Source organism: Aquimarina sp. (assembly GCF_977115655.1).
This window is the reverse complement of record NZ_CDSBKO010000010.1, coordinates 67,146-92,940: the sequence shown is the minus strand read 5'-3', so window position 1 is coordinate 92,940 and position 25,795 is coordinate 67,146. Positions and strand designations below refer to the sequence as shown.

Sequence of the window (25,795 nt, the reverse complement as noted above, 5' to 3'; positions counted from 1 at the left end):
GCAATGAGGGGTTTATTTTTTTAAAATTTCTGTTATATTGTTTTTAACCCAACAAAAAATTATGGTTTTTCTTTATCTTGAATCCATTTTGCAAAATACCGATACAACTCACCATTCGTTATATTCGCCCCCTGTTGGATTAAAGCAAATTTATCTGCGTTTTTATCTTTACCATATTGCTTAGAAGCATTATAAAAAACCACTTCATCATTTAATAAATTATTTCGTAACCATTGGTACCCTTCTTTAGTGGTAATATCTACAGATTCCTTATTTACTTTTATTGAAATAAGCAACATTTGGTCTTCGGCCAATTCAAACAAATGTATTTGATTTTTTGAAAAATGCTCTACATATCGGGCATTACCAAGAACTTTTTCCCAAACTAAATCACTAAAAACATCTATTTCTTCCTCGGCAACCTCTGGCTTATTTAATTTAATATCGTTCCACTCCTCTACGGTAATTGTTTGGGCAGACAAAAAATTGATAAATTCTACATGTAACTCCTCTAATTGCTCTTTGCTTAATCTTTGGTATTTCATTTTAAAAAAATTGATTGCAAAAATAAGTATAAATAAGAAAACCGCCCTTATATCCATGAGCGGTTTTTACTTCTATTATGATTTTACTTTTTTTAGTACATCCACAAAAATCAGTTAAAGATATATCGTAACCCAACCTGCGCCTGCCATCTGGACCTAAGACTTGAATCATACCCAAAAGTCTTAACCAAATCAGAATTAAAAGAATAGGTAGAGGTGTTTGTATCATCTACGTTAACTCCTAAAACTTGTACATTATTAGGCTGCTGCACTAATCCCCAATCTGAATGGATCAAATTGCCAATGTTTAAAACATCCAAACTAAACTGGATAGTATTTACTCTTTCTCCTACATTAATATTAAAATCCTGTATAAATTTAAAATCTATTTTATTTCTCCAGGGTGCTATGGCACCATACCGTTCTGCATACCTTCCCCTATTTTCACGAAGATAGTCATCTTGTTGAATATAGGCTTCAAAAGCAGCCCTCTGTGCCTCTCTGGTATTAAAATCAGAACCGCTAAAATTATACGTTGCCAATTGATCCTGTGTAGGAATATAAATTAAATCGTTTAACCCAGACCCGTCTCTATTAATGTCCCCTGCATAGGTATAATTAAATCTGCCTCCCTGAGCAAACTCTGCGAAGGCAGAAATAGTAGTAGCATATTTATCATTGCCATACGACCATTTTTTTGAAGCTACCGCAATAATTCGATGCTTGTCTCCATATTTTGAATAGGACTGAACATCATTATTTACGTTTCCTAAAGCAGGGTTACCGGCAAATGCATCCCCGGTAATTTCAGCTTCTATAGAATTAACATCTTTAGAATCCAAGTAGCTATAGGCAACACTGGCATACAAATTATTTGTAAAGTTTTTGGCAGCTTTAAAAGAAGCATTGATAACTCTTCCTTTATTAGAATTAGTAAGTACAAAAGCATTGTTAGTTCCTTTATCTGTATCACTATAAATATCTCTGTTATCTATTCCTGCTAAGGTTCCCGAAGGTGTTTTCAATCTCCAATTCTGTACATGTACTCCGTTTATATCATTGGTATAAGCAAAATCCCCGGTAAGGATTATTCCATTCTTCAATCTGTAATCCACACCAAAACTGGATCTCCAAACTTGTGGAAATTGAAAATCCGGATCTACCATCTGAAAAAATCCATCATCTGCGCCACTAACCTGATTTCCTATCCATACAAATGGTAGTCTGCCTGTAAATATACCTGTACCTCCACGAACCTGAAAAGTTTTATCTCCTTTTACATCATAATTAAAGCCTAACCTTGGAGATAACAATAATTTATCTGATGGTAATACGGTAGAATCCAGATTCACTGCTTCTCCTGTAGATGGATCATAATACACTGTACTATTATCTCTGGAGGCACCATTATCTGTATCTATATACTTTTGGATAAGATCTGCTGTGTCAAAATATAGTGGTTTATCAAATCTAAGCCCATAAGTAAACTTAAATTGCTCTGTGATATTCCATTCTTCCTGAATATAAAATGCTAATTGCCCTACATTTAATTCTGCTAATTTAAAACCTCCATCATTACCTTGCCCCGCAGTATTTAAAGCAGTAAATCTTTCTTGGGCAAATTGTAAGTTTTGTGATAATCCACCATTTGCATTATTTGCATCTGCAACAAAATCATTAACAGAGTTGTAAGAATTAAATAACCCAAAATAAGTTCCATCAGAAAATCCTGCAAAACGCTCAAAAGCTGTTAAATTAAATGAATTTTTAAATCTAAACATTTCAAAAGAAGCCCCCACAGTAATTGTATGATCTCCTAAGAAAATATTAAGATTGTTAGTTGCCTGAATTACTTTTTGATCTAATTTATTATTAATAGAAAAAGGTTCATGACCAGCGATGATATAATTAGAGCCTGCTCCATCTTGAATAGTTATTACTGGTGCTGGTACAGATAATGGGTTTCTGAAATCATCAAAATGAGTATAACCTGCCTGAAATTTATTTGAAAAAGTGTTAGAGAGCCTGGAATTAACTTCTAGCTGAAAAGAGTTGATGTTATTATTAATCTCATAACCTGAATTTTCAAATTGTAGCGTTGCTGCACTAGGACCACGAATACCTATAGCCGTTGGGTGTGCTGGTTTTTCTTTTGATGCTCTTAAAAAATTATAGATTATAGCTGCACGATGCTTATCATTTACATTCCAGTCTAACTTAAAAATACCTTTTATAGATTCTGAGTCATAAGTAAACCCTTTATATGCCCCTGTATTATACCCTAGGTTTGCCAACGCATTGCTTACTGCCAATAAATCGGATTCTGCTACTCTGGATTCGTTTATTGCACCACTACCGGTATTAGGTAACCAGGGAGCTCCTAAATCTGTACGTTGGTCTCTTTCTGCATTTGCAAAAAAGAATAGTTTATTTTTAACAATTGGGCCACCAATACTAAAACCATATTGTCCTTGTTCCAGATCTGACTTAAATACATCCTCTCCTTTTATTTTTCCTCCAGTTAAATCTTCATTTCTAAAAAATCCATAAACAGTTCCTTTAAATATATTAGTTCCACTTTTGGTAACAGCATTAACAGATGCTCCTGTAAACCCGGATAATGTAACATCATAAGGTGCTGTGGATACTTGAATTTGTTCAATTGCATCTAAAGAAATTGGTTGTGCATCTGTTTGCCCTCCAGGGGTGGCCGCATCTAACCCAAATGGATTATTAAATATAGCTCCATCCAAACTAAAATTATTGAACTGGTCATTTCTTCCTCCAAAAGAGTTTCCACTTGCTGTTGGCTCTAATCTGGTAAAATCGGCTGCAGATCTCGAAATAGTTGGTAAAGTACTTAATTCTCTTCTTCCAACACTAGTTTCAGCTCCAGTACGTTCGCTACTAAAAGTGCTATTTTTACTACTAGTTATCACTACTTCTGCCAGTTCATTATTTTCTTCTGCCAAAATGATATTAAGATTAAATGTCTGTCCTAGTTGTAAAAAAACATCATCCAAAAGATATTTTTTAAAACCAACATAGCTTACTGTTATTCTATATGGCCCTCCTACTCTTAAATTATTTAGATTATACCGTCCATCAAAATCAGTAATCCCGCCATAAGAAGTTCCTGTAGGCGTATGCACAACAGCAACATTAGCTCCTGGTAATAATTGGTTCGCATTATCTCTTACAATTCCAGAAACATTAGAGGTAGTTACCTGAGCGTTACCTGAAAATCCCAACAACACCAATACTATTAGAATATTTTTTTTCATTTAATAATAACATTTAATTTATAGAATAAAAATAAAATAAAAAAATCGCTCAGAAGAGCGATTTTTTTATTCTTATAAAACAGTTATTAACCGTTTTTTCCTTATTAAGCTTGAGGAATTACCTCAAAAGAAACAGTAGCAATAACTTCTCTGTGAAGGCGAACAGAAGCTTCATACTGTCCAAGACGTTTTATAGTCCCTCCTGGTACGGTAATAAACTTTTTTTCTATCTCTACTCCTTGTTTTGCAAATGCTTCTGCAACATCTGCGCTAGAAACAGAACCAAATAATTTATCTCCGGTTCCTATTTTTGCAGAGATCTTTACTTCTAATGCTCCAAGCTGGTTAGCTATTTTTTGGGCATCTTCTATCTCTTTCTTTTCTTTAAAAGCACGTTGCTTTAAAGTTTCTGCTAGTACTTTTTTTGCTGAAGGAGTAGCTAACACTGCTAATCCACCAGGAATCAAATAGTTACGACCATAACCATTTTTAACTTGTACTATATCGTCTACAAATCCTAGATTCTCAACGTCTTTCTTTAATATAAGTTCCATTATGTTATGACGAATTTTATTTTAATAAATCACCAACGTATGGCATTAGAGCCAAATGTCTTGCTCTTTTTACAGCAACACTAACTTTACGTTGATATTTTAATGAAGTTCCTGTAAGACGACGAGGTAATAGTTTACCTTGTTCATTTACAAATGCCATTAAGAAATCAGGATCTTTATAATCAATATATTTAATACCCGATTTTTTGAAACGACAATACTTCTTAGTTTTTGTTGTATCTATATTAAGAGGAGTAAGATATCTGATCTCTCCATCTTTTTTTCCTTTAGCTTGTTGTTCTATAGATGACATAATTAAGCTTTTTGTTTATTTCTGTTTCTTCTTTTTTCTGCCCAAGCAATTGCATGCTTGTCCAAACGTACAGTAAGGTAACGCATTATACGTTCGTCTCTTCTGTATTCTACTTCTAAAGCATTAATCGCCTCACCGGATACCTGATACTCAAACAAGTGATAAAATCCACTTTTTTTATGTTGGATTGCATAAGCAAGCTTTTTAAGCCCCCAATCCTCTTTTGATATCATCTTGGCACCGTTAGAAACAAGAATATCTTCATATTTCTTTACTGTTTCCTTTATCTGATCTTCAGATAAAACGGGATTCAAGATGAAAACAGTTTCGTATTGATTCATAAAAATCTATTTTTAAATTAAAATTGGCTGCAAAAGTAACATTATTTTTTGGATTTTCAAATCTTATTTTCACTTCGATGAAACACTATTTTTATCGATAAAAAACCAAAATTGTTTGTGGAAACAATTTATATTCATTAATATTGTACTTAGAAAATAACACTATACAAGTGGAACAATCTCAATTAAAATGTGCGGTAGTAGATGATTCCCGCCTTCAGCGACTAGCTATTGTTAAGCTAATAGACGAACATTCATCACTAGAATTAGTGGCTGAATGGAATAATGCTATTGAAACTAAAAATGGTTTACTCGACACCCAGGTTGACTTATTATTTCTGGATATCGAAATGCCTATCTTAACCGGGTTTGATCTTTTGGATGACTTAGAAAACAAGCCTCATATTATTTTTGTTACAGGAAAAACCAAATATGCTTTTAAAGCTTTTGACTATGATGCTATCGATTATTTAAGAAAACCTCTTAAAAAAGATCGTTTTAATGCTGCTGTAGATAAAGCTCTTAGCATGTCTCGTATTGGCGGTGAAAATACTGTAATTGAAGATGATGACTATATTTTTGTAAAAAGCAACCTGAAAAAGCGAAAAATATTCCTTAATCAATTAAAATATGTAGAAGCTTTAGGTGATTATGTAAAACTTATTATGGAAGACGGAGATCCTATTGTTGTTTTGGCAACTATGAAATCTTTTGAAGCACAACTTCCTGAAGATCGTTTTTTAAGAATTCACAAATCTTATATCGTTAACCTAGACAAAGTAGAACGTTACAACAGTCGTAATATAGAAATAGCAGACGAAAAAATACCCCTTAGCCGACATAAAAAACATTCTTTAATTGAAGCTTTGAATAACAGTTAATAATTATCTACATTAATTATAACTCTTACTCCTGAAAATTCTTTTATAGTTTTAAAAGAAGTATTTATTTTTTTAACAACTTCTTTTGTTTTATTTAAAGATTGACCATGTGGTATTTTTATTACTATATTTTTATGATATTGGTTTCTAATTCTTGATACAGGAGGGAATTCGGGACCTAAAACATTTTGTTTAAACACATTTTTAAGAGATTTTGCTAACCAATCTGTAGCTTCATTTACTTTGTTATAGTCCTTGTGTTTGCTTGTGATCTTTATTAACTTATAAAAAGGCGGGTACTTATATTGATGCCTTTCTTCGATTTGGTCTGCATACATTCCTGAGTAATCGTTAACAGAAACTTGCTGCAAAATTTGATGATAGGGATTATATGTTTGAATCAAAACCTTACCTCTTTTTTTTGTTCGACCAGCCCTGCCTGCTACTTGCTGCATTAGTTGGTAACTTCGTTCATGAGCTCTAAAATCAGGAAAGTTTAGTAAATTATCTGCGTTCATTACTCCAACCAGGCTCACATTTCTAAAATCTAAACCTTTAGAAAGCATTTGCGTACCTACAAGAATATCGATCTCCCTGTCTTCAAAACGATTTATAATTTTTTCATACCCGTGCTTACCTCTGGTCGTATCCTGATCCATTCTTCCTATTTTATAATCAGGAAACAATTCTTCTAATTCTTTTTGTATTTGCTCGGTACCAAAACCTTTTGTACTTAAATCTACACTATCACAAGCATTGCATTTTTGTGGCATAGCTATATTATATCCACAATAATGGCATCTTAATTGGTTTTTAAAACTATGAAAAGTAAGACTTACATCACAATTAGGACATTGAGGCGAATGACCGCAAGTATTACACTCTATTACAGGGGAATATCCTCTTCTGTTCTGAAAAAGAATCACTTGTTCTTCTTCTTTTAATGCATCTTGAATAGCTAACAGCAAAGTGTCACTAAAATGCCCTGTCATTTCTTTTTTTCTATATTTTGTTTTAATATCTACAAGATTAATTTCGGGCATTAAGACATTTCCATATCTCCTTGTTAATTGTACAAATCCATATTTTCCTTGCTGTGCGTTATAATAAGTTTCAATTGAAGGAGTTGCTGATCCCAAAATAATTTTGGCCCCAAACATTTTTGCCAAAACAACAGCTGTATCTCTGGCATGATATCTTGGTGCCGGGTCATATTGTTTAAAAGTGTTTTCATGCTCCTCGTCTACTATTATTAATTCCAAATCTATAAATGGTAAAAATATTGCGGATCTGGCTCCTATTATTATGCGTGCTTTTGATTTTTTATCTTTAACATTGTTCCAGGCTTCTACTCTTTCATTAACTGAATACTTGGAATGATAAACGGTAAGTTGTTCTCCAAAATACTCTTGCAATCTGGTAATAAGTTGGGTAGTAAGTGCTATTTCTGGCAATAAATACAAAACTTGTTTTCCTCTTTTAATAGTCTCCTCTATAAGTTTAACATACACTTCGGTTTTACCAGAAGAAGTTACCCCATGAAAAAGACATACATCCTTTTGTTCAAAAGACTTTTTAATTTCTCCTAAAGATTTTAACTGATATTCATTAAGTTGTTTTGTTTCTTCGTTTTTTTCTCCCAAATACTGAATTCTATCTGTCTGTAAATGATACTCTTCTAATATTTTTTTATCAATCAATGATCGCACTACAGCAGCAGAGCTTTTTGACGTTTTTAAAAGCTCATCAACTTTTATTGGTTTTTTAGTTTTTGCCTGTATTGTAAACAGATGAAGCAAAACTTCGCGCTGCTTTGGTGCTCTTGCCATAGAATCCAGCAAGTCTCTTAATGATTCCTCTTTGGCATACTCTACGTTCAATCGTATATACCTTACCATTTTAGGTTTATACTGCTCATAAATTTCTTCCTGAACTATAATTACTCCTTTCTCCAGTAACCGTTTTATCACAGGAAGCACATTTTTTTTTCCTACTATATCCATCACCTCTTGTATACGAAGAAGGCTTTGGTACTGAAGAGCTTCATAAATTAAAAATTCATCATCTCTTAAAAGAGATTCTTCAAAACCTGAAGATTCATTTTTATGAATAATGGTTTCGCTTTCTAATAAAAAAGCCCCGGGTAAAGCTGCTCTCATAACTTCCCCTTTTGTGCTTAAATAATAATCTGAGATCCATGACCATAGTTGCAACTGATTTGATGTAACTATTGGAGATTCATCAAGGATATGCTCTATTTCTTTTGCTTCATAAACCAAGGGAGGCGTTTGATGTACTTTGGTCACCAAAGCAGCATATACTTTGCTTTTTCCAAATTGAACAGCTACACGCATTCCTGGTTTCAAAAAACCAGCTTCGTCTTTATTAATACTATAAGTAAACTCTTTATCAAGAGGTATAGGAAGAATTACATTTATAAAATACGACATTATCAATTTTAACTAAGAGCCAAATATTAAAAGCACTATTGTAACAAAAATACAAGTTTAACCCGAATTATCTATATCATTCAGTTAAGAATTTAAACTACTGATTTAGAGTTTGTTAACAACAAATTCCAGTCCCATTATTCAAAGAGATGACAAATTACCGGAATGGCAAAATAACCAAAACACAATGCTTTCTGCTTGTTCATTCTAGCGTAGGCTGAAATCTATGATGGAGTAAAGGGGTATTTTACTTTTACAGATATTTAATCCTCAAAAAGATACAGCTTAACTTAACGACATTGCCCGAATTATACATCAGAAAATCTATTGTTACTAAAATTATACTTTGGTTTAGTTCTGTACAAGTGTTATGCTTGATGCCGTATCAAGTTCTGGAACAAGCTTTTTGTCCTGAACAAATCAATAATCCCGGAGCAAGTGGTTTAATTTTTAAGAATAAAAAAATCTGACTTAAATATAAAATCAGATTTTAAAAATATTTTGAATATCTATTATTGACCCGCTCCCAGCATTCCTCCTTTAATGATTTGACAAGCTGGCTCATTTCCTAACCATATTTTAAACAAGGCATATTTAAAGTCCCGTCCTTCTATAAAACCCAACTCCTTTCCATTTTTATACGTTTTTACACCTTTTCCCTTTAGATAAACCAGATCATAAAAGTCATTAATCTGCATAGGCGAATCAAATAATTTAAGAAAATCGTCTATTCTTGCATCCAGACTTTGTGTATTACCAAACATAGCATCATCAAAACCTTTTTTGAATACCTTAATCATTCTTTCATTAGTAACCTTATTGGATGCAATATTTAATCGAATAGCCATGGTTTCGTCTGAGTCCAACACTTTTTTATCGTCTGTATATGGTGTTTTTGTATAAAGTGTCCCCGAGTAAGTTTTAAAAGATAAAACTTTTCTCATTGCACCTCCATTATATACTAGTTCTTCTCCTTCAAAATCAACCTTATCAGGAACTACAACACTACCTATTCTAATTTGTGCTATAGCAGAGATACTGAAAATAGCTGCAATAACCAGAGGAATTATTTTTTTCATTATTTAGTTTTTTATTGATTACTAAGAATTTGGTCATAAACATTTCAAAAAACTAACATTAAAAAAATGTTAAAATTAAAAATAAGCAATAAAAACCGGCTGAGTCAGATTCTAACCCATTGCTGGGTTCGGTATAAAAAAGCTATATAACCTCTAACATTAAGGATATTTGGTTTATTTTTATCTATCCATATTTTACATCGATATGTTTTACCATTTTCTGGGTCCATAATTGTTCCGTTCTCATATTCATCCTCGTCCCTTTCCAGTCCTTTAAGGATAACCATTCCTTCTATTGGCTTATTATGATCTTCTCCTTTGCAAGCAATACAAATTTGATCTTTGTTAATCTCATCCAGTACTTTTCGTATTTTTCCAAACCATTTCCCCCCGTTTTTGTATATCTCTACAACAGACCGAGGTTTACCTGTATTATCGTCAATTGTTTTCCAACTGCCTTCTATCTGACTTTGCAATGGTAAAGTTCTGAAAACAAGAAAAACAAGGATAAAAAATATTTTATAAAAATTCATATTCCTACCGTATTTATCCATTTTAATAATTAAAGAATCAAAATTCAACTCCCACTGAGGGTCTAATCCTCTTTGATGGGCTCAAAAACAAAAATATATTTAATGATGTAATGACGCAATGATATAATGACGCAATGATATAATGACGCAATGATATAATGACGCAATGATATAATGATGCAATGATATAATGACGCAATGATATAATGATGCAATGATGCAATGATATAATGATGTAAGGATGTAATGATGCAATGATGTAATGACGTAATGATGTAATGATACAAACCTAAGGCTTTTATATTTTGCAACATAACTATCAACGTAAACACCAGAAATACTAATCAATTAAAAAATACAGAATATCAAAAAAAGGTTTGGTAATTCTAGCAATGTCGTTAAGTTAAGGATTTAAACTATGGATTTAAAGTTTGTTAATGATGGATTCTAGTCCTGTTCTTCAATGGGATGACAAATTTCCGGAATGATAAAATAACCAAAATACAATGCTTTCTGCTTGTTTTTCCGGCGCAGACAGGAATCCCATGATGGAAGTAAAGAGGTATTTTGCTTTTACAAATATTTAATCCTCAAAAAGATACAGCTTAGCTTAATGACATGGATAATTTTAATTGCTATCAAAACTATATTTGGGTATTTTACCTTTTACTCCTTTAAAAAAAGAGTACATAATGATAAGATCTTTTTCTATATCTCCGGTAGGATAAAATGGCTCTGATATTTTATTTTGTTTTTTTCCAAAATCAAATGCAACCATAATAATAGGTACATTAGCAGCCATCGCAATATGATAAAACCCTGTTTTCCAGTTTTTTACTTTTTTTCTTGTTCCTTCTGGAGCTAAAGACAAACGCAACTCTTTTCTTTGTTTAAATAATTCTGCAATTGCCTCTACCTTATTTTGTCCAGAAGTTCTATCCAAGGATATACCTCCTACTTTTCTAAGATACCATCCTAAGGGCCATCTAAAAAGTTCTTTTTTACCTAAAAAACTAATTTTAACATCTTGCAATTGCCTAATCAACAACCCTATATAAAAATCATGCCAACTGGTATGAGGTACCACAATTATAACGCATTTATCTATAGTTTCGGCTTTAAAACTCCCTATTATTTTCCATCCTAAAACCCTGTGATATATAAAGGAAGAAAATCGTTTCATCTGTTAGTGTTTTATAAGCAATAAGATAGAATTTACTCACAAACTCTATCTTATCCTTAATTTATTGTGACCTAAAATAAATTATAATGAGCGATAAATTTCTTTCAATTTATTTGCATTTATTTTAGATTTCCAGTCATGCCCAAGTGCATTTTCCCAAAGAGGCTCCAGACTTAAAGCAACAGAAGTCATTACATTTAATTGATCTTCGGTTATATTGGCACAAACCCCTATAGGCAAATTAATATTGTGATACTCTTTCATTTTTTTAAACAATGCAACACCTTCCGGATAGTACTCTTCGAGTTTATCAAAAACTATACAATTGCCTATCCCGTGTTTAGTACCCAGTACATACGCCAATCCATAGCTCATTGCATGAGCAACACCTACTTGAGAATATGCAATACTCATACCTCCATGCCATGAAGCCATCATTAGTTTTGCATCTGCTTCTTCTTTATCTAAATCAGACCCTAAAAATATTTCCTTACAAAGATCTAATGCTTTTTCTCCATAGCTTTGACTAAAAGCATTGAGGTATGTTCCGTCCAAAGATTCTATACAATGAATATAACAATCCATACCTGTATAAAACCATTGATCTTTGGGCACATCATGTATTAACTCTGGATCCAGTACTACTTGATCAAAAGGTGTAAAATCTGAATTTATACCTAGTTTACGTTCTGGTCCTGTAAGTACTGTTGTACGGGATACCTCTGCACCTGTCCCTGAAATGGTGGGGATTCCTACATGGTATATTGCTTTATTATTAACCAGATCCCAACCTTGATAATCTGCTGCACTACCCGGATTTGATAGCATAATCGCTACAGCTTTTGACAAATCCAGTATAGAACCACCTCCAATACCTATAATCCCACTAGGAGTATATTGGTGATCTTTTTTTATTTTGGCAACTATAGCGTCTACTTGAGATGTTTTAGGTTCTTCTGCCGTGGATATGTATATAATTTGGTCTGTATATAACAACAAAATTCTATCCTGAATAAATGAGGTATTATTCTGAAAAACATCATCTATTAAATAAATAAATGGGGCAACTCCATTTCGTTCTGGTGAAATAATATCACTAACCTGATCAAAAGCTCCTTTCCCAAACACAACTTTTGGTACCATAGGGAAATTTTTGTGCTTAGAAACTTTTACTTTTTCTGAGGTTGTTATAGATTTTGGATTCAATAGATTTTCTTTATTTATTATTCTTTTTGCTTTTTCCAGGTCTTCCGGGGTATCAATTTCGACGCCTTCATGCATGGTTTCTACCATTTTTATATTTTTACCATATTCCAGATACCTTATACATTCTATTTTTTCTGAAGCTTCTATAGAACGCATAGGCAATCTGTAAAAATCTAAAATAGCTTGCTTTCTAAATGCATAAACGCCTTTATGTTTATAATATACATGATTTATTTCTTTATCTCTTGGATAGGGAATGGGAGCACGTGAAAAATATAAAGCATAATCTTTTTCATCTACTATGACTTTAACACTATTAGGGTTCATAATATCTTCCCAATCCTTCATAGGTGTCATAAGACTAGCCAAATCTATATGTTTTGAATCTTCCTGATAGAATACATTGAGTACTTTTTCCAAACTTTCTCTATCTGTAAAAGGTTCATCTCCCTGAACATTTACAACAATATCAACATCCATATCTTCAACAGCTTCTGCAATTCGATCACTCCCACATGAGTGCTCTTTATTACTCATAATTGCAATACCGCCATTAGAAGTTATTTCTTGATATATAATATCACTATCTGTAACCACAAATACAGATTCAAATAGTCCAGAATTAAGGGTAGCTTCATAAGTTCTCCTAATAACACTTTTACCCCCAAGGTCTTGCATTAATTTACCAGGAAATCGCGTGGCCGCGTATCTCGCAGGAATCATTGCGATGGTTTTCAGAATATTTTTGTTCAAAATTTATTGCTTTTCTTCATTTGCAAAAATAACTTTTTTATATTAATTCTCTAACTTTGTCAACTATTTAGTTTTATCAAAATTTATTAAAAAAATATTAAAATACGAGTTTTTAATTACTTATACTCATCAATTCTCGCTAAAAAAGTCATTTTTAAATCCAATTAGGTATAATTTTTTTTTAGCTCTGGTGATTGCTGTATATAACCATCGCAAATAATCTTTATTTATTCCATCTGCAAGGTATGGTTGTTCTATAAATACATTGTCCCATTGTCCTCCTTGCGATTTATGACAAGTTATTGCATAGGAAAACTTAACCTGTAAACTATTAAAAAACCTATTGTTTTTAACTCCTATAAATTTTTTATACTTAGATTTTTCATCTTCAAAATCTTTCATCACTTCTTGATATAGCTTATTGGATTCATCATAAGTTAAAGATGGGGTTTCTGAGGTTAAAGTATCTAATAACAAAACCGTTTCAAAAGGTTTTTGGTTGGGATAATCTACCATTTCAACATTTACAACAGCAAATCTAAATCCATATAATTCTTTTATAGAATAAATTTCCAGAACCTTAATTATATCTCCATTTGCGATAAAACCAGCTTCACTTTTATTATCTAACCAAAAATAGTTATTCTTAACCACCATTAAATAGTCTCCAGAAGACAGTTCTTCTTCCTGAAAAAGTATTCGTGATCTAATTTGTTGATTATAAATATTTGCTCTTTTATTAGATCTCAATATAATTACTGATTCTTCCTGTCCTGAACTAGAGTATGCTTCATTTAGTGCTTCCATGATTTCATGACCGTCAAAAAACCTTATTACATCCGGGTATCCATTTATTTGAAACTGAAACGAGCTATAGTATCCATCATTCAAAATTTCTCTTAATCGGGTAGCATTCATTAGTATACCGCTATTTTCTGCTTGCCGTACAACCTCGTCTAATTCTATTTGAGTAACATCTTTGTTAAATCCTACTGAAAGGATATTAGGATCTAATGCCGGGCTAACTTCTAATTTTACAGGAGGTAACTGTGCGGTATCTCCTATAAAAAGGATTTTACAATTAGATCCTGAATATACATACAGCATCAGATCATCCAGCAAAGATCCGTTTTCAAACAGTTTACTATCACTTGGAGTATCGGGAATCATCGAAGCTTCATCTATTATAAAAATTGTATTACGGTTTTTATTTTGTTTTAGTTGAAAAGCTACTCCCCCGCTTTTGTTTTTTTTGGGGTAATAAATATTTCTGTGAATAGTCTGGGCTTGTTTACCAGAAAAATTACTAATTACTTTGGCTGCTCTTCCTGTAGGAGCCAAAAGAATTGCATTTAATTTGGCTTTCCATAGGTTTTTAACCAAAACTCCTATCAAAGTAGTTTTTCCTGTACCTGCATAACCTTTTAATAAAAAAAGTGATTCTTTTGATCCCGATAACATAAAATGGGATAGTTTTTGAAGAACAATATCTTGTTTTATAGTAGGTTCAAAAGGAAAATCTTTTTTTAGTATTTCATAAAACTCTTTTTCCTTCATTAAAAAAATATATCTGTATGATTCATATCTCTGCTAATAATTCAAAGATAAGGAGGATTTTTTGGCAATAAACTTTTACGATTAAAAAAAAATTGTAGATTTGCGTATACACTAATGTTTAAAGCTAAATCATAAAATGAAAATTGTTGTTCAATTAGTTCTGTGGGTAGTTATAGGATTCTTAGGATACTTAGTATTCAATTCTGTTAACGGTCCTGTTAAGTTCAATAAAATAAAGCAAGTTCGATATGCTAAAGCTGTTGAGAATTTGAGGGATATCCGTACTGCGCAATTAGCATATAGATCGATAACCGGAAAATTCGCAAAAGATCCAGCTCAATTAATTACATTTATCGACACTGCTAAATTTACTTTAACCCAAAGAAGAGACTCTAGTTTTATTAGATTCAACAAAATACTTAAGATTGATGAACCAAGGGATACTGTTGTAGTTGATACTCTTGGATACGCGTCTGTTAAAGATTCATTATTTAAAACAGGGAATCACAAAAACATGATGAAAGTACCAATTGAAGGTGTTGATGCTAATTTTGAAATGGATGCTGGTTTTATTAATAAAAACGATCTGAGAATTGCTGTTTTTGAAGCTAAAGTTTCTAAAGACATACTTTTGCATGACCAAGATAAAGATCTTTTATCTCAGGAAAAAGAAGTACAATCTGTAGATGGTGTAAACGGACCTTTTCTATCTGTAGGATCAATGACAGAAGTTATGACTTCTGGTAACTGGCCAAGAACTTATGGTGCAAACGACCAATAACATAGCCAATAAATTAAAAACATTGTCCATTCAGGTAAGCTTGAATGGACTTTCTTTTTGTGTTATAGATAATTCTTTAAATGAGATTATATCTCTGAACTATGAAAATTTTGGGATACAACTAGCCCCCAAACAGGTTCTTGAAAAAATAAAATCCATTTTTGATCATAATCATCAACTAAAAAGGTCGTTTGATAACATAGAAGTAATTTATCAAAATGATTTATATACTGTTGTTCCAAAATCCCTGTTTAAAGAGGAATTATTAAGCGACTACCTTAAATTTAACATAAAGGTACTTGATAATGATTTTATCGCTTATGATGAATTAGACAGGCATGATATTGTATGTGTGTACATCCCATATACAAATATTAATAATTTTTTTTTCGAATCTTTTGGTTCATTTACATATAAGCATACCAGTACTATATTAATCGATACTTTACTTACACAAGAAAAAAACAATCTGTTTACCACTGTTTTTGCCAATATAAATGAAGTTTCTTTTGATTTAGTTGTTATCACTAAAGGAAATCTTATTTTGAGCAACAATTTTCCTTACCAAACTAAAGAGGATTTTCTCTACTATTTGATGTATACCACAGAGCAATTAAAATTAAACCCGGAAGAGTTTAAATTAGTTTTTTTGGGCAATATTTTAAAGAATAGTGATTTTTTTAAAATTGCGAACACCTATATTCGAAATGTGAGCTTTGGTAATTTTTTCAACAACTTAAAAACAGGTTCTAATGTAGATCCCTTTGAGTCTCATCAACATTTTGTTTTACTAAGTCATTTCTAATATGCGCATTATTTCGGGAAAATATAAGGGAAAAAGACTAACTGCTCCAAAAAAGCTTCCAGTTCGTCCAACTACAGATATGGCCAAAGAGGCCTTGTTCAATATTATAAACAACAGCTATAATTTTTCTAATATAACTGTTTTGGATCTTTTTACAGGTACAGGAAACATTAGCTATGAGTTTATATCCAGAGGTACAGAAAATATAACTGCAGTAGATTCTCATTATGGGTGTTTAGGATATATCAAAAGTGTAGCAAAAGAACTTGACTTTTCTATAGAGATAGTCAAAAGCGATGTTTACAGCTATCTTGAAAAAGTAAAACATAAAGCAGATATAATTTTTGCAGATCCGCCTTATGATTTTACTGATGACCAATTTTTAAAAATTCCTTCTTTAGTTTTTGAAAATGATTTATTAAACAAAGATGGTATTTTGATTATTGAACATTCCAAACACACTTCTCTCGAAAAATCTCCTTATTTCAGTAATGCAAGAAAGTACGGTGGATCTACTTTCAGCTTTTTTGAAAAATAATTTTTTTTATATTACACACTCTGCCCCCATTACTGATGTTCGAATAGTGTTTTCATCAATAGTAGTAAGACTGCTTAACGAATTAATCTGATGTGTTGTATTGTCTATAATTTCTTCATAAAAAGCTAAAATTTTTACATCAAATCCGGGGGTTTCTTCTGCCGTTATTTTAAATATATTCATTTGATAAATAAAATTATTTAATATATGGTGGCTTGAGGATAGCATCGCTTTATAAATATTTAATTTAATATTTTCTATATCTGCTTTTTTACTATATCGCTTTATATCTATAAAAAGAAATATAAAAAAGAATATAACAGGTATGATTAATTCATCAAACTCATATTTTTCAAGTTTTGCTAATAACCTTACCAGTTTTTCAAATAAATCCAATTCAAAAAAAACAGATGATATATACAGGATAAAAGACAAAAGTAATCCTATAAATGTTAGCTTATAATTATTCATTTGATATGTGTAAAAGGGGTTAGGGGGAAAATATGTAAAGAATCTTAACATAGCAATTATTACTATATATGTATTTACTTGTATAAATATATCCAAAAAAATGTATTTTACAAGTAGTATATGCTATTTTTATGATTTTTCAGCAAAAAGATTAGCTGGTTTTTTACGTATAATATTAAACAAACAATACCATTAAGGTACTTGTTTACCTGTAGATGCTTCCCAAATCATAAACCAATCTTCGTAATTAATATCAATTTCTAAACCTTTTACAGCAGATTGGATACGGTTAATTTTTGTAGAACCAATAACAGGTATAATACCAGATGGATGTTTCAATATCCAGGATATTAAAATTTGATCTGAAGTAGCTTCGTATTTTTCTGCCAATTTATCAACTACTTTACTAATTCTATTTTTTCTATCGCTTGGGTTTTTAGAAAATAATTCCCCTTTTGCAAACACAGAATATGCCATTGGTCTTATCTTTTTGGTGATACATTGATCCAGAGTACCGTCCAAAAATGGATCTAATTGTAATGCTGAAACTTCTATTTGATTGGTTACCAAAGGTGTAAAAGAATTTAGCATTTCAAATTGTGTTCTGGTAAAATTAGAAACTCCGAAATGCAATATTTTTCCGTCATTTTTAAGTCTTGTAACAGCTTCTGCAATCTCTTCGGGATTCATTAAGGGGCTTGGCCTATGAATCAAAAGAAGATCTATATAGCTTGTTTTCAGGTTGATTAAGGATTGTTCTACAGAGTATATAATATATTCTTTACTGGTATTATATGATGTAATAAGATTGTCTGGTCGGTTAGGGGTCACTAGCTTAATCCCGCATTTTGTTACAAGTTGTATTTTTTGTCGCAGAGCATTTTTATTTCTAATTGCATTGCCAAATAGTGCTTCTGTTGTATAATGCCCATAAATATCTGCATGATCAAAGGTGGTAACATTGGTATCCAGACAATCCATTATTAATTTTTGTGCCTGATTTACGGTTAAATTAACTCCCCATTCCCCCCAATTCATACATCCTGCTACTATTTTTGAAAACAACGGACCCTGATGTGAAATTTTAACTTTCATGCTTTATTAGGTTAAAAATTATTTATGATACTATCAAAAACCTCAAAAGTAAGCTTATGAGATATCCTCTTGAAAATATATTTTGTTTTGAAAGTAAGGCTGAAGAAAATCAATCACTTCATGGCAAACGTACAATACGGCCTGTAAAAATTTTCTCTTTTATTTCATGACAAGCCCCAAAAACTAAAACTCTACAGTGTGGATCAAAAGCCCTTAGTAATCTATAGCTTCATAAATCACCTTTTGTATTTTTGATCTTATATCATTGGATATAAGTTTTCGGTTAGCTGCATCAGGAAAAGTACGATTGCTTAAAAAAACATATATAATTTCTTGTTCCGGATCTGCCCATGCAAAGGTTCCTGTAAAACCACTATGACCAAAACTTGTCATAGAAATACAACCACAGGTCGGACCAGCATCTCCTAACTGGGGTTTATCAAAACCTATACCTCTGCGAACATTTTTATGACAATAATAACATGTATTGAACTCTTCTAATGTTTGTTTGCTAAAATATTGTTTACCCCCATAACTGCCTCCGTTAAGATACATTTGCATTATTTTGGTTACATCATTTGCATTAGAAAATAATCCTGCATGCCCGCCTATACCTCCCAACATAGCTGCTCCTTGATCATGGACATATCCATGTACAATTTCATCTCTAAAAATCCTATCGTTTTCTGTGGGGATTATATCTTTTTTCTTAAATTTTGTAAGGGGTAAATATGTAGTATGATTGGCTCCCAGAGATTTATAAAAATGTTGTTGTGTTAGATTATGCAATGTGTTTTCATAATAGCTTTCAATATAGGATTGCAAAATATAAAATGGTAAATCGCTGTATTTATAGCTTAGTTTGTCTCGCAAATCACTATCTCTAATTTGTAAAAGAAGAGAATCCTTCATATCACTTCTGAAATAGAGATTATCTGTTACTTCTAAATTAAAATCGTTTGAACGTTTATTTCTATAATATTTTTTGTCAGGCTTTTTTGTTATAGAATCCATTGTATAAATATAAAAAGGAATCCATGCTTTTAGTTTTGCGTAATGAGACAACATTGATCGAACAGTAATATGTTCTTTATTTGAATTTTTAAAAGAAGGTAGCATCTCTCCTAATCTTGTATTTAAAGATATTATTCCTTTATCTTTTAATTCTATAGTAAGTGGCAATGTTGCTAATATCTTAGTAAGAGAAGCCAAATCATAGACATCATTTCCTCTAACTTTCCTAAATTTATCATAGGTATGATATCCATAATTTTTATTGAATATCACTTTCCCTTTTCTAGCTACGATAAGCTGGACTCCTGGTGCCATTTTTTCATCCAAGGCAAAATTTACTATAGAGTCTATTTTTTCGAGTTTATAAGAGTTCATACCTGCACTTTCGGGAAGCCCATAAGTTAATCTTTGCAAAGATTGGGTTTTATATCCTGTTCCTACAGGAAATTCCTCACCTATGCTTACCGGAAGTTTTCCTTTGGCTTCTATTGCTCCAAAAAGTAGTTGTGCCGATTTTTCTTGTGCAATTTCGCTATTTTGATATGCCATTAGTATTCCTTCCAAATTAGTAGTGGTTAACATATCCAGCATGGCATAAGGTTTGGCAAAAACACTAAGAACTGTGGTGTTTGCTCTTGCTATTTCGTATAACCAAACTAATTCTTTATCTTTAAACTTATATTCTTCCCAAGGAGAATTATTTGATTTATGAAAGCCTACTACAACATAATTATAATTACGTAGTTGCTCCATAATCTCTCCTAACTGATTGCCTTTTACCCAATCTACCTGAGCATATTTATTTAATTCTTCAAAAAAAACATCTCCAGAAGCATCTCCTAAAGAGACATAAGCTATTTTTTTTATATCTAAGTTTTTAATCGGCAACGTTGCTCTATCATTTTTGATGATTGTTAAAGAGTTTTCTACCAATTCATGATGCAAGACCATGTTTTTTTTACTATTCAGCTCTTCAAAAATAAAATCTGTTTTAACTGGCAAATATCTATGAAGCCCTGCTTTATATTTAGCCAGCAAAATCTTTTTTACAGAGTAAGACAAACGTTCTTCTGTTATAGTGCCTGAATAGTATGCAGAAACTATTTTTTGTGATGCCAGTGGTACATTTTCAGACATTAAAAGAATATCATTACCTGCCAAAAAAGCTTCCAGATCAATATCCCCGGGTTCTTTAAAACCTGAAACTCCTTTCATATCAAGAGCATCTGTAAAAATTAACCCTTCAAAACGCAAGCTATCTTTTAACAGATTAGTAACTATTTTTTTAGAAATAGAGGATGGATAATTTGATCTATACTCTATACTTGGAACATTAAGGTGAGCAACCATTATACCAGACAGCCCTTCTTTTAAAAGTTTTTTATATGGATATAGCTCGACACTATCAATTCTTTTGGCATCAAAATTAATAGTAGGCAATGTTTCATGTGAATCACTATCTGTATCTCCATGACCTGGAAAATGTTTTGCGCTTGCCATAATACCTTCAAGCTGCATACCTTTCATAAAAGCTAATGCTTTTTGGGTTATTTTTTCTTTATCTTCTCCATAAGATCTGTTACCAATTATAGGGTTTTCGGGATTGGTATTAATATCTACTACGGGTGCAAAATTAATATGAACTCCTATTCGTTTGCAGTGTTTTGCTATTTGTCTTCCTGTTTCTTCAATTAATTTATCATCTTGTATAGCTCCAAGGGTCATGTTCCATGGGAAAATCTGGGTTGAATCTAATCGCATCCCTAATCCCCATTCTGCATCCATACCAATTAGCAATGGTATTTTGGATAATTTTTGGTACTTATTATTGAGCTTTGCCTGCCCAAGGGGGCCTCCTTTTGAAAAAATAACTCCTCCTACCTGAAAATCTTCTATCCAGGATCTTACTTCTTCTTTTTTCTTTTGGGTATCTGATGAAGAGATGCTTACCATAAATAACTGACCTACTTTTTCTTTTAAGGTCATCCTGTTGTACACACTGTCTACCCACTTTTTTTGTCCCTCGTAATCCTTCACTACTAAGGGATTTTTTGACTGAGCGCAAACATGATATGCAAGAAGAAATATTAAGAAAGAAATATACTTTGTAATTATATACCGCACGAAAATTTTAATTTAAAAAACGGTTATGCCAACTATCTTTTGCAGGAACTTCCCAATTGGTTCGGTACTCGGCAATATTAGTTACCAAGTTATTAAAAACGATAGTATTGGGGGATACTGATTTATTTTTTGCCATTTTTTTAAAATCATTAAGAGGTTTGTAGGCTACAAATTCTCCTTGCTTAAAAGACACATTCATTTTATCTATCAAATCTACATTGTATTCTTTTTCTAATTGCTGAATAAAACGTACTGAAGTATCTATAGAACATCCTGTTGCCGGAGTGACCCCTTGATCCAAACCTATGATTATAAATCGTTTATATTTAATTTCATAACCACCTTTTAGATCTGCCCCATGTGCAGTCCATTGTTCTAAAAATTCATTTATTTTTTTCTCGATCTCTACTAATTCATCTGAAGTGAATGATCTATTAGCCTGATAGATCCATATTCGGGATGTTTCAGGAAGGGTATCAAAATCTACTAACATAGCTATTCTTTATTTAGTAAAGTAACAAAAAGTATTACTATTATTTATCATTATAAAAAAGAGTTAATACGAAAAACATACTAACTCTAAAAAATATTTTGTTTGAGGATAAGTTTTACAAATCCTGAGCATTGGCTATAAGCTCTGCTACATCTAATACTTGTATACTATCTTCTTTTTCTTTGCTTTTTACCCCATCTGTCATCATTGTATTACAAAACGGGCATCCGGCAGCAATAATATCTGGTTTTGTTTCTAATGCATCTTCTGTACGTTCTACATTAACATCTTTATTACCGGGTTCTGGTTCTTTAAACATCTGCGCTCCACCGGCTCCACAACATAAGCCATTTTTCTTGCAACGCTTCATTTCAATTAATTCGACTTCTAGTTTTCTAAGTAAATCTCTTGGTGCCTCATATACATTATTTGCTCTGCCAAGGTAGCATGGATCATGAAAAGTAATTCGTTTTCCTTTAAACTTACCTCCTTCGACTTTTAATCTGCCTTCATCCAGCAAAGATTTAAGAAACTGAGTGTGGTGCATTACTTCATAATCTCCTCCCAAGGCAGGATATTCATTTTTTAAGGTATTAAAACAATGCGGGCATGCGGTAACTACTTTTTTAATTTCGTAGGCATTCATTACCTCTATATTAGTAACCGCCTGCATCTGAAACAAAAATTCATTACCTGCTCTTTTGGCGGGATCTCCTGTACAGCTTTCTTCGGTACCCAAAACAGCAAAATCTACATTAGCATTATGAAGTAATTTGACAAAAGCTTTTGTGATTTTTTTGGCTCTGTCATCAAAACTACCAGCGCATCCCACCCAAAATAAAACTTCTGGTTTTTTACCCTCAGCCATATATTCTGCCATTGTTGGCACCTTTACTGTCTCGCTCATATTATACTAAGTTTAAGATTTATGATTTTTAGCTTTTAGATTAAAATCATAAATACTCTTGTTTTAATCGTGTTTTCCGTCATCAAAGACTTCGATAGTAACCACTCTTTCTACTAATTCGGTAAATTTACCAGTATATCTGGTAGCTTTCACTAAGTGATTATCTATCCAATGATAGTTTCCTCCTCTGGGTTTCCCCATTAAAAGGCTATGGTACTTAAAACCATGCTCTTTCAACCATGTTTCTGTTACTTCTCTGTGGTCTTCTGTTCTTGAAGTAAAAAAGCATATTATATGTCCTTCGTCAAACCATTTATTTAGTGTTTTCAAAGCGTCGGGAAATGGTGCGCATGTTGCCATTCTTTCTGGCTCTTCATTTGGTACATCTTCAGTAATGGTTCCATCTATATCTATAAGATAATTTTTAATTCCTTCTGGCAACACAGGGCTTACATGTTCTCCTTCTTCTATCTTATCGTGCAATAATTTATCTACTTCTTCTTTTCTCATGATTTCTAATAATTTGTGGTTTAATTGGTTAAAAAAAGTGGTTAGTTTTTATATTACATTATTCGTTGCTCCAATTTAATCTGTCCATTTGGTTAAATGGCCATGGTGCTCCATTGTTTTCTATATTAGACATCATATTATTTAGGTCAGATGGTGCTGCACTTTGCTCCATTACAAGATAACGTCTCATATCTATAATTATTGACAGAGGGCTAATACTTACCGGGCAAGCTTCAACACAAGCGTTACAACTGGTACATGCCCATAATTCTTCGGGGGTTATGTAATCGTTTAATAATTGTTTACCGTCCTCTACAAAACTACCATTCTTATCTATATTATTTCCTACTTCTTGTAAACGATCTCTCGTATCCATCATTATTTTACGGGGAGAAAGTTTTTTTCCTGTTTGGTTTGCAGGGCATTCGCTTGTACAACGCCCACACTCTGTACAGGTATAAGCATTAAGTAATTGTACCCAGTTAAGATCCATAACGTCTGAGGCTCCAAATTTTTCTGGTTCTCCTTCTTCCTGATTTTCTTCGGGAGCTGCAAATGGGTCTGAATCCGGATCCATCATCATCTTTACTTCATTGGTAACGGCTTCAAGATTATCGAGTTGACCTTTTGGATTTAAGTCTCCATAATATGTATTAGGAAAAGCTAGCAATATATGCAAATGCTTAGAGAAATATAAGTAATTCAGGAAAATAAGGATTCCCAAAATATGTAACCACCAAGCTGCCCTTTCTATAATCAAAAGCGATGTTTCTGACATATTGTTAAATAATGGAGATATATACTGACTTACGGGATAGGATCCGGCTTGTATATAATGATCTGCCCCCAAGGCTTGTAATTGAAGATCTGTTGCATTCATCACCAAAAATAGTGTCATTAGTACCATTTCAAAATACAAAATAAGATTTCCATCATTTTTTGGCCAACCTTTCATTTCTGGATTCCAGAAACGTTTTAGTTTTATTACATTACGTCTAATCCAAAAAGCAATTACCCCTATTAGTACTAGTAGCGCTAAAATCTCAAAAGAACCTATTAAAAAGTTATATATCCCTCCTAAGAATGCAAAGATTCTATGTGTTCCAAAAATACCGTCGATTATAATTTCAAGTACTTCGACATTAATAATTATAAACCCAATATATACTACGATATGTAATATTCCTGCTATTGGCCTGCGTACCATTTTGGATTGCCCTAATGCAATCCTTGCCATATTTTTAAACCTTTCTTTTTTATTATCAGAACGTTCTACATCTTTTCCTAATCGTATATTACGAATCACTTTTTGAATATTCTTAATAAAATATCCAACACCTATAGTAAAAGCGAGTATAAAAAGGATGTTAGGTATATATTGCATAATGATTATTTTATTGAGTCTGTTGTTTTTTGGTAAGGAGTATTTTTCTTTCCAAAAACAGAAATATGAACATACCGTTTAGGGTTTAATCGCAAATCCTGTATCAATAACTCTAATTGTTTACTTGTTTTTTCTAAATTATCATATAGTTTGTCATCTTTCAATAATTTGCCAGCGGTTCCTTTTCCTGAATTAAGGTCTTTGGATATTTTATCAAAATTAGCTAATACAGTTTCTAAGCTATTTCCTAGTTTGGATATATTTATTTGAGCCAAAGAGTCTGAAACCTGGCTAAGGTTTACAGACATTTTATTCAAGTTATCGATAGTATTATTAAGTTTTCCTTCGTTACCAGAGAGTATCGATTTTAAAGATCCTGAAGCTGCATTAAAGTTTTTTACAGTACTGGTAAGGTCTTTAAATATAGAATTCAGGTTATTTTTATTATCTACATTCAAAATCCCATTAACTGAGTTTAAAAGAGTATCTGCATCGATTATAGCTGCTTCTAACTTTTCTTGTAAAGGTTCTAGTTTATCATTTACCAGCTCCAACAATCCTGATTCTATTTTACCGGGTAAGGTATCGCCGTCTTTTGCTTCGAATCCTTTTTCATATACTGGTACTATTGCCATGGATTTTCCGTTAATCAGCCCGGCGCTATATATTTTGGCGATGCTGTTTCTTGAAAAGGAAAAATCACTGTCTACACTAAACTCAACGACAAGATTTCCTTTTGTGTCTACAAAACCAATAGATACTACTTGCCCTACTACTTTACCGTTTATGGTAACGGGCGAAGAAGGTATTAAACCTTCGACATTATCATAAACCGAATAAAAGGTTCTATTGCTTTCAAGTAGATTTTTTCCTTTCAGGAAACTATAGCCAAAGATTAAAAGTGCTATTGCGCAGATTGCTAATATTCCTGTTTTGACTTCTCGAGTAAATTTCAAAATAGTTTATATTTTAGGACACAAATTTAGAATAAAAA

23 protein-coding genes and 1 pseudogene are annotated in these 25,795 nt (G+C 32.2%); 4 read left to right on the top strand and 20 right to left on the bottom strand.

Annotated features, from left to right (window positions below):
- Positions 1-59: 59 nt before the first annotated feature.
- The 5 genes from ACZIYX_RS06350 to rpsF form a co-directional block, all read right to left on the bottom strand.
- The gene (locus tag ACZIYX_RS06350; protein WP_462681366.1) at positions 60-545 is read right to left on the bottom strand and encodes a DUF6495 family protein; all 486 of its coding nucleotides are present in this window, start codon (positions 543-545) and stop codon (positions 60-62) included.
- Between the two features lie 110 nt (positions 546-655).
- Entirely contained in the window at positions 656-3,829 is a 3,174-nt protein-coding gene (locus ACZIYX_RS06345; protein ID WP_462681365.1) for a TonB-dependent receptor, read from the bottom strand.
- A 104-nt stretch (positions 3,830-3,933) separates the two neighbouring features.
- Complete coding sequence (gene rplI, locus ACZIYX_RS06340; RefSeq protein ID WP_462681364.1) at positions 3,934-4,383, bottom strand: 50S ribosomal protein L9; 450 nt, start codon at positions 4,381-4,383, stop codon at positions 3,934-3,936.
- 16 nt (positions 4,384-4,399) lie between these two features.
- Positions 4,400-4,699: a 30S ribosomal protein S18 gene (gene rpsR / locus ACZIYX_RS06335; RefSeq protein ID WP_189457518.1), complete on the bottom strand. Its 300-nt coding sequence runs from the start codon at positions 4,697-4,699 to the stop codon at positions 4,400-4,402.
- Positions 4,699-5,037 carry a 30S ribosomal protein S6 gene (rpsF, locus tag ACZIYX_RS06330; protein WP_462681363.1) on the bottom strand — a complete coding sequence of 113 codons (339 nt, stop codon included), beginning with the start codon at positions 5,035-5,037 and terminating at the stop codon, positions 4,699-4,701. The genes rpsR and rpsF overlap by 1 nt, the downstream gene beginning before the upstream one ends.
- Before the next feature lie 170 nt (positions 5,038-5,207).
- On the opposite strand from rpsF, the gene ACZIYX_RS06325 reads away from it, so the two are divergent.
- Positions 5,208-5,918: a LytR/AlgR family response regulator transcription factor gene (locus ACZIYX_RS06325; protein ID WP_462681362.1), complete on the top strand. Its 711-nt coding sequence runs from the start codon at positions 5,208-5,210 to the stop codon at positions 5,916-5,918.
- Here the strand turns inward: ACZIYX_RS06325 and priA are convergent.
- The 7 genes and pseudogenes from priA to ACZIYX_RS06290 form a co-directional block, all read right to left on the bottom strand.
- Positions 5,915-8,368, bottom strand: coding sequence for a replication restart helicase PriA (gene priA, locus ACZIYX_RS06320; RefSeq protein ID WP_462681361.1), 2,454 nt, complete (start codon positions 8,366-8,368; stop codon positions 5,915-5,917). The genes ACZIYX_RS06325 and priA overlap by 4 nt on opposite strands.
- A gap of 512 nt (positions 8,369-8,880) precedes the next feature.
- Positions 8,881-9,447 (bottom strand): chalcone isomerase family protein, encoded by a 567-nt coding sequence (locus ACZIYX_RS06315; protein WP_462681360.1) that lies wholly within the window; start codon positions 9,445-9,447, stop codon positions 8,881-8,883.
- 104 nt (positions 9,448-9,551) lie between these two features.
- On the bottom strand, positions 9,552-9,980 hold the full coding sequence (locus ACZIYX_RS06310) for a DUF2147 domain-containing protein (RefSeq protein ID WP_462681359.1): 429 nt from the start codon (positions 9,978-9,980) through the stop codon (positions 9,552-9,554).
- 628 nt (positions 9,981-10,608) lie between these two features.
- On the bottom strand, positions 10,609-11,163 hold the full coding sequence (locus ACZIYX_RS06305; RefSeq protein ID WP_462681358.1) for a 1-acyl-sn-glycerol-3-phosphate acyltransferase: 555 nt from the start codon (positions 11,161-11,163) through the stop codon (positions 10,609-10,611).
- Between the two features lie 81 nt (positions 11,164-11,244).
- Positions 11,245-12,306: an iron-containing alcohol dehydrogenase family protein gene (locus tag ACZIYX_RS06300; protein WP_462681388.1), complete on the bottom strand. Its 1,062-nt coding sequence runs from the start codon at positions 12,304-12,306 to the stop codon at positions 11,245-11,247.
- A gap of 81 nt (positions 12,307-12,387) precedes the next feature.
- Positions 12,388-13,092 (bottom strand): annotated as a pseudogene (kdsB, locus tag ACZIYX_RS06295) (3-deoxy-manno-octulosonate cytidylyltransferase); the annotation flags it as partial.
- Between the two features lie 159 nt (positions 13,093-13,251).
- The gene (locus tag ACZIYX_RS06290; protein WP_462681357.1) at positions 13,252-14,679 is read right to left on the bottom strand and encodes an ATP-dependent DNA helicase; all 1,428 of its coding nucleotides are present in this window, start codon (positions 14,677-14,679) and stop codon (positions 13,252-13,254) included.
- Between the two features lie 136 nt (positions 14,680-14,815).
- On the opposite strand from ACZIYX_RS06290, the gene ACZIYX_RS06285 reads away from it, so the two are divergent.
- From ACZIYX_RS06285 to ACZIYX_RS06275, 3 genes are read left to right on the top strand one after another with little or no spacing between them, the layout of a single operon-like run.
- Positions 14,816-15,460, top strand: coding sequence for a hypothetical protein (locus ACZIYX_RS06285; RefSeq protein WP_462681356.1), 645 nt, complete (start codon positions 14,816-14,818; stop codon positions 15,458-15,460).
- On the top strand, positions 15,441-16,265 hold the full coding sequence (locus tag ACZIYX_RS06280) for a DUF3822 family protein (protein WP_462681355.1): 825 nt from the start codon (positions 15,441-15,443) through the stop codon (positions 16,263-16,265). The genes ACZIYX_RS06285 and ACZIYX_RS06280 overlap by 20 nt, the downstream gene beginning before the upstream one ends.
- A 1-nt stretch (position 16,266) precedes the next feature.
- On the top strand, positions 16,267-16,803 hold the full coding sequence (locus tag ACZIYX_RS06275; protein ID WP_462681354.1) for an RsmD family RNA methyltransferase: 537 nt from the start codon (positions 16,267-16,269) through the stop codon (positions 16,801-16,803).
- 6 nt (positions 16,804-16,809) lie between these two features.
- Here the strand turns inward: ACZIYX_RS06275 and ACZIYX_RS06270 are convergent, their stop codons facing one another.
- The 8 genes from ACZIYX_RS06270 to ACZIYX_RS06235 all read right to left on the bottom strand — a co-directional run bounded on the left by ACZIYX_RS06270 (position 16,810) and on the right by ACZIYX_RS06235 (position 25,757).
- On the bottom strand, positions 16,810-17,274 hold the full coding sequence (locus ACZIYX_RS06270; RefSeq protein WP_462681353.1) for a hypothetical protein: 465 nt from the start codon (positions 17,272-17,274) through the stop codon (positions 16,810-16,812).
- Between the two features lie 192 nt (positions 17,275-17,466).
- Positions 17,467-18,369 (bottom strand): aldo/keto reductase, encoded by a 903-nt coding sequence (locus tag ACZIYX_RS06265; protein WP_462681352.1) that lies wholly within the window; start codon positions 18,367-18,369, stop codon positions 17,467-17,469.
- A gap of 213 nt (positions 18,370-18,582) precedes the next feature.
- Complete coding sequence (locus tag ACZIYX_RS06260; RefSeq protein WP_462681351.1) at positions 18,583-21,420, bottom strand: glycoside hydrolase family 3 N-terminal domain-containing protein; 2,838 nt, start codon at positions 21,418-21,420, stop codon at positions 18,583-18,585.
- Between the two features lie 94 nt (positions 21,421-21,514).
- Complete coding sequence (locus ACZIYX_RS06255; RefSeq protein ID WP_462681350.1) at positions 21,515-22,000, bottom strand: ABC transporter ATPase; 486 nt, start codon at positions 21,998-22,000, stop codon at positions 21,515-21,517.
- Positions 22,001-22,115: 115 nt separating this feature from the next.
- Positions 22,116-22,907 (bottom strand): (Fe-S)-binding protein, encoded by a 792-nt coding sequence (locus ACZIYX_RS06250; RefSeq protein WP_462681349.1) that lies wholly within the window; start codon positions 22,905-22,907, stop codon positions 22,116-22,118.
- A gap of 63 nt (positions 22,908-22,970) precedes the next feature.
- Complete coding sequence (locus ACZIYX_RS06245) at positions 22,971-23,417, bottom strand: LNS2 domain-containing protein (RefSeq protein WP_462681348.1); 447 nt, start codon at positions 23,415-23,417, stop codon at positions 22,971-22,973.
- 58 nt (positions 23,418-23,475) lie between these two features.
- Positions 23,476-24,801 (bottom strand): 4Fe-4S dicluster domain-containing protein, encoded by a 1,326-nt coding sequence (locus ACZIYX_RS06240; protein WP_462681347.1) that lies wholly within the window; start codon positions 24,799-24,801, stop codon positions 23,476-23,478.
- 5 nt (positions 24,802-24,806) lie between these two features.
- Positions 24,807-25,757, bottom strand: a complete 951-nt coding sequence (locus ACZIYX_RS06235) for an MlaD family protein (protein WP_462681346.1) — start codon at positions 25,755-25,757, stop codon at positions 24,807-24,809.
- Positions 25,758-25,795: the final 38 nt, after the last annotated feature.

Excerpts from the sequence above, each read along its gene's own strand:
- ACZIYX_RS06265 (WP_462681352.1), bottom strand. The coding sequence starts at position 18,369 with ATGAAAGTTAAAATTTCACATCAGGGTCCGTTGTTTTCAAAAATAGTA.
- ACZIYX_RS06275 (WP_462681354.1), top strand. The coding sequence starts at position 16,267 with ATGCGCATTATTTCGGGAAAATATAAGGGAAAAAGACTAACTGCTCCA.
- ACZIYX_RS06345 (WP_462681365.1), bottom strand. The coding sequence starts at position 3,829 with ATGAAAAAAAATATTCTAATAGTATTGGTGTTGTTGGGATTTTCAGGT.
- rplI (WP_462681364.1), bottom strand. The coding sequence starts at position 4,383 with ATGGAACTTATATTAAAGAAAGACGTTGAGAATCTAGGATTTGTAGAC.
- ACZIYX_RS06255 (WP_462681350.1), bottom strand. The coding sequence starts at position 22,000 with ATGTTAGTAGATTTTGATACCCTTCCTGAAACATCCCGAATATGGATC.
- rpsF (WP_462681363.1), bottom strand. The coding sequence starts at position 5,037 with ATGAATCAATACGAAACTGTTTTCATCTTGAATCCCGTTTTATCTGAA.
- ACZIYX_RS06310 (WP_462681359.1), bottom strand. The coding sequence starts at position 9,980 with ATGAATTTTTATAAAATATTTTTTATCCTTGTTTTTCTTGTTTTCAGA.
- ACZIYX_RS06300 (WP_462681388.1), bottom strand. The coding sequence starts at position 12,306 with ATGGTACCAAAAGTTGTGTTTGGGAAAGGAGCTTTTGATCAGGTTAGT.
- ACZIYX_RS06240 (WP_462681347.1), bottom strand. The coding sequence starts at position 24,801 with ATGCAATATATACCTAACATCCTTTTTATACTCGCTTTTACTATAGGT.
- ACZIYX_RS06285 (WP_462681356.1), top strand. The coding sequence starts at position 14,816 with ATGAAAATTGTTGTTCAATTAGTTCTGTGGGTAGTTATAGGATTCTTA.
- priA (WP_462681361.1), bottom strand. The coding sequence starts at position 8,368 with ATGTCGTATTTTATAAATGTAATTCTTCCTATACCTCTTGATAAAGAG.
- ACZIYX_RS06305 (WP_462681358.1), bottom strand. The coding sequence starts at position 11,163 with ATGAAACGATTTTCTTCCTTTATATATCACAGGGTTTTAGGATGGAAA.
- ACZIYX_RS06315 (WP_462681360.1), bottom strand. The coding sequence starts at position 9,447 with ATGAAAAAAATAATTCCTCTGGTTATTGCAGCTATTTTCAGTATCTCT.
- ACZIYX_RS06270 (WP_462681353.1), bottom strand. The coding sequence starts at position 17,274 with ATGAATAATTATAAGCTAACATTTATAGGATTACTTTTGTCTTTTATC.
- ACZIYX_RS06245 (WP_462681348.1), bottom strand. The coding sequence starts at position 23,417 with ATGAGAAAAGAAGAAGTAGATAAATTATTGCACGATAAGATAGAAGAA.
- ACZIYX_RS06350 (WP_462681366.1), bottom strand. The coding sequence starts at position 545 with ATGAAATACCAAAGATTAAGCAAAGAGCAATTAGAGGAGTTACATGTA.
- ACZIYX_RS06250 (WP_462681349.1), bottom strand. The coding sequence starts at position 22,907 with ATGAGCGAGACAGTAAAGGTGCCAACAATGGCAGAATATATGGCTGAG.
- ACZIYX_RS06290 (WP_462681357.1), bottom strand. The coding sequence starts at position 14,679 with ATGAAGGAAAAAGAGTTTTATGAAATACTAAAAAAAGATTTTCCTTTT.
- ACZIYX_RS06280 (WP_462681355.1), top strand. The coding sequence starts at position 15,441 with ATGGTGCAAACGACCAATAACATAGCCAATAAATTAAAAACATTGTCC.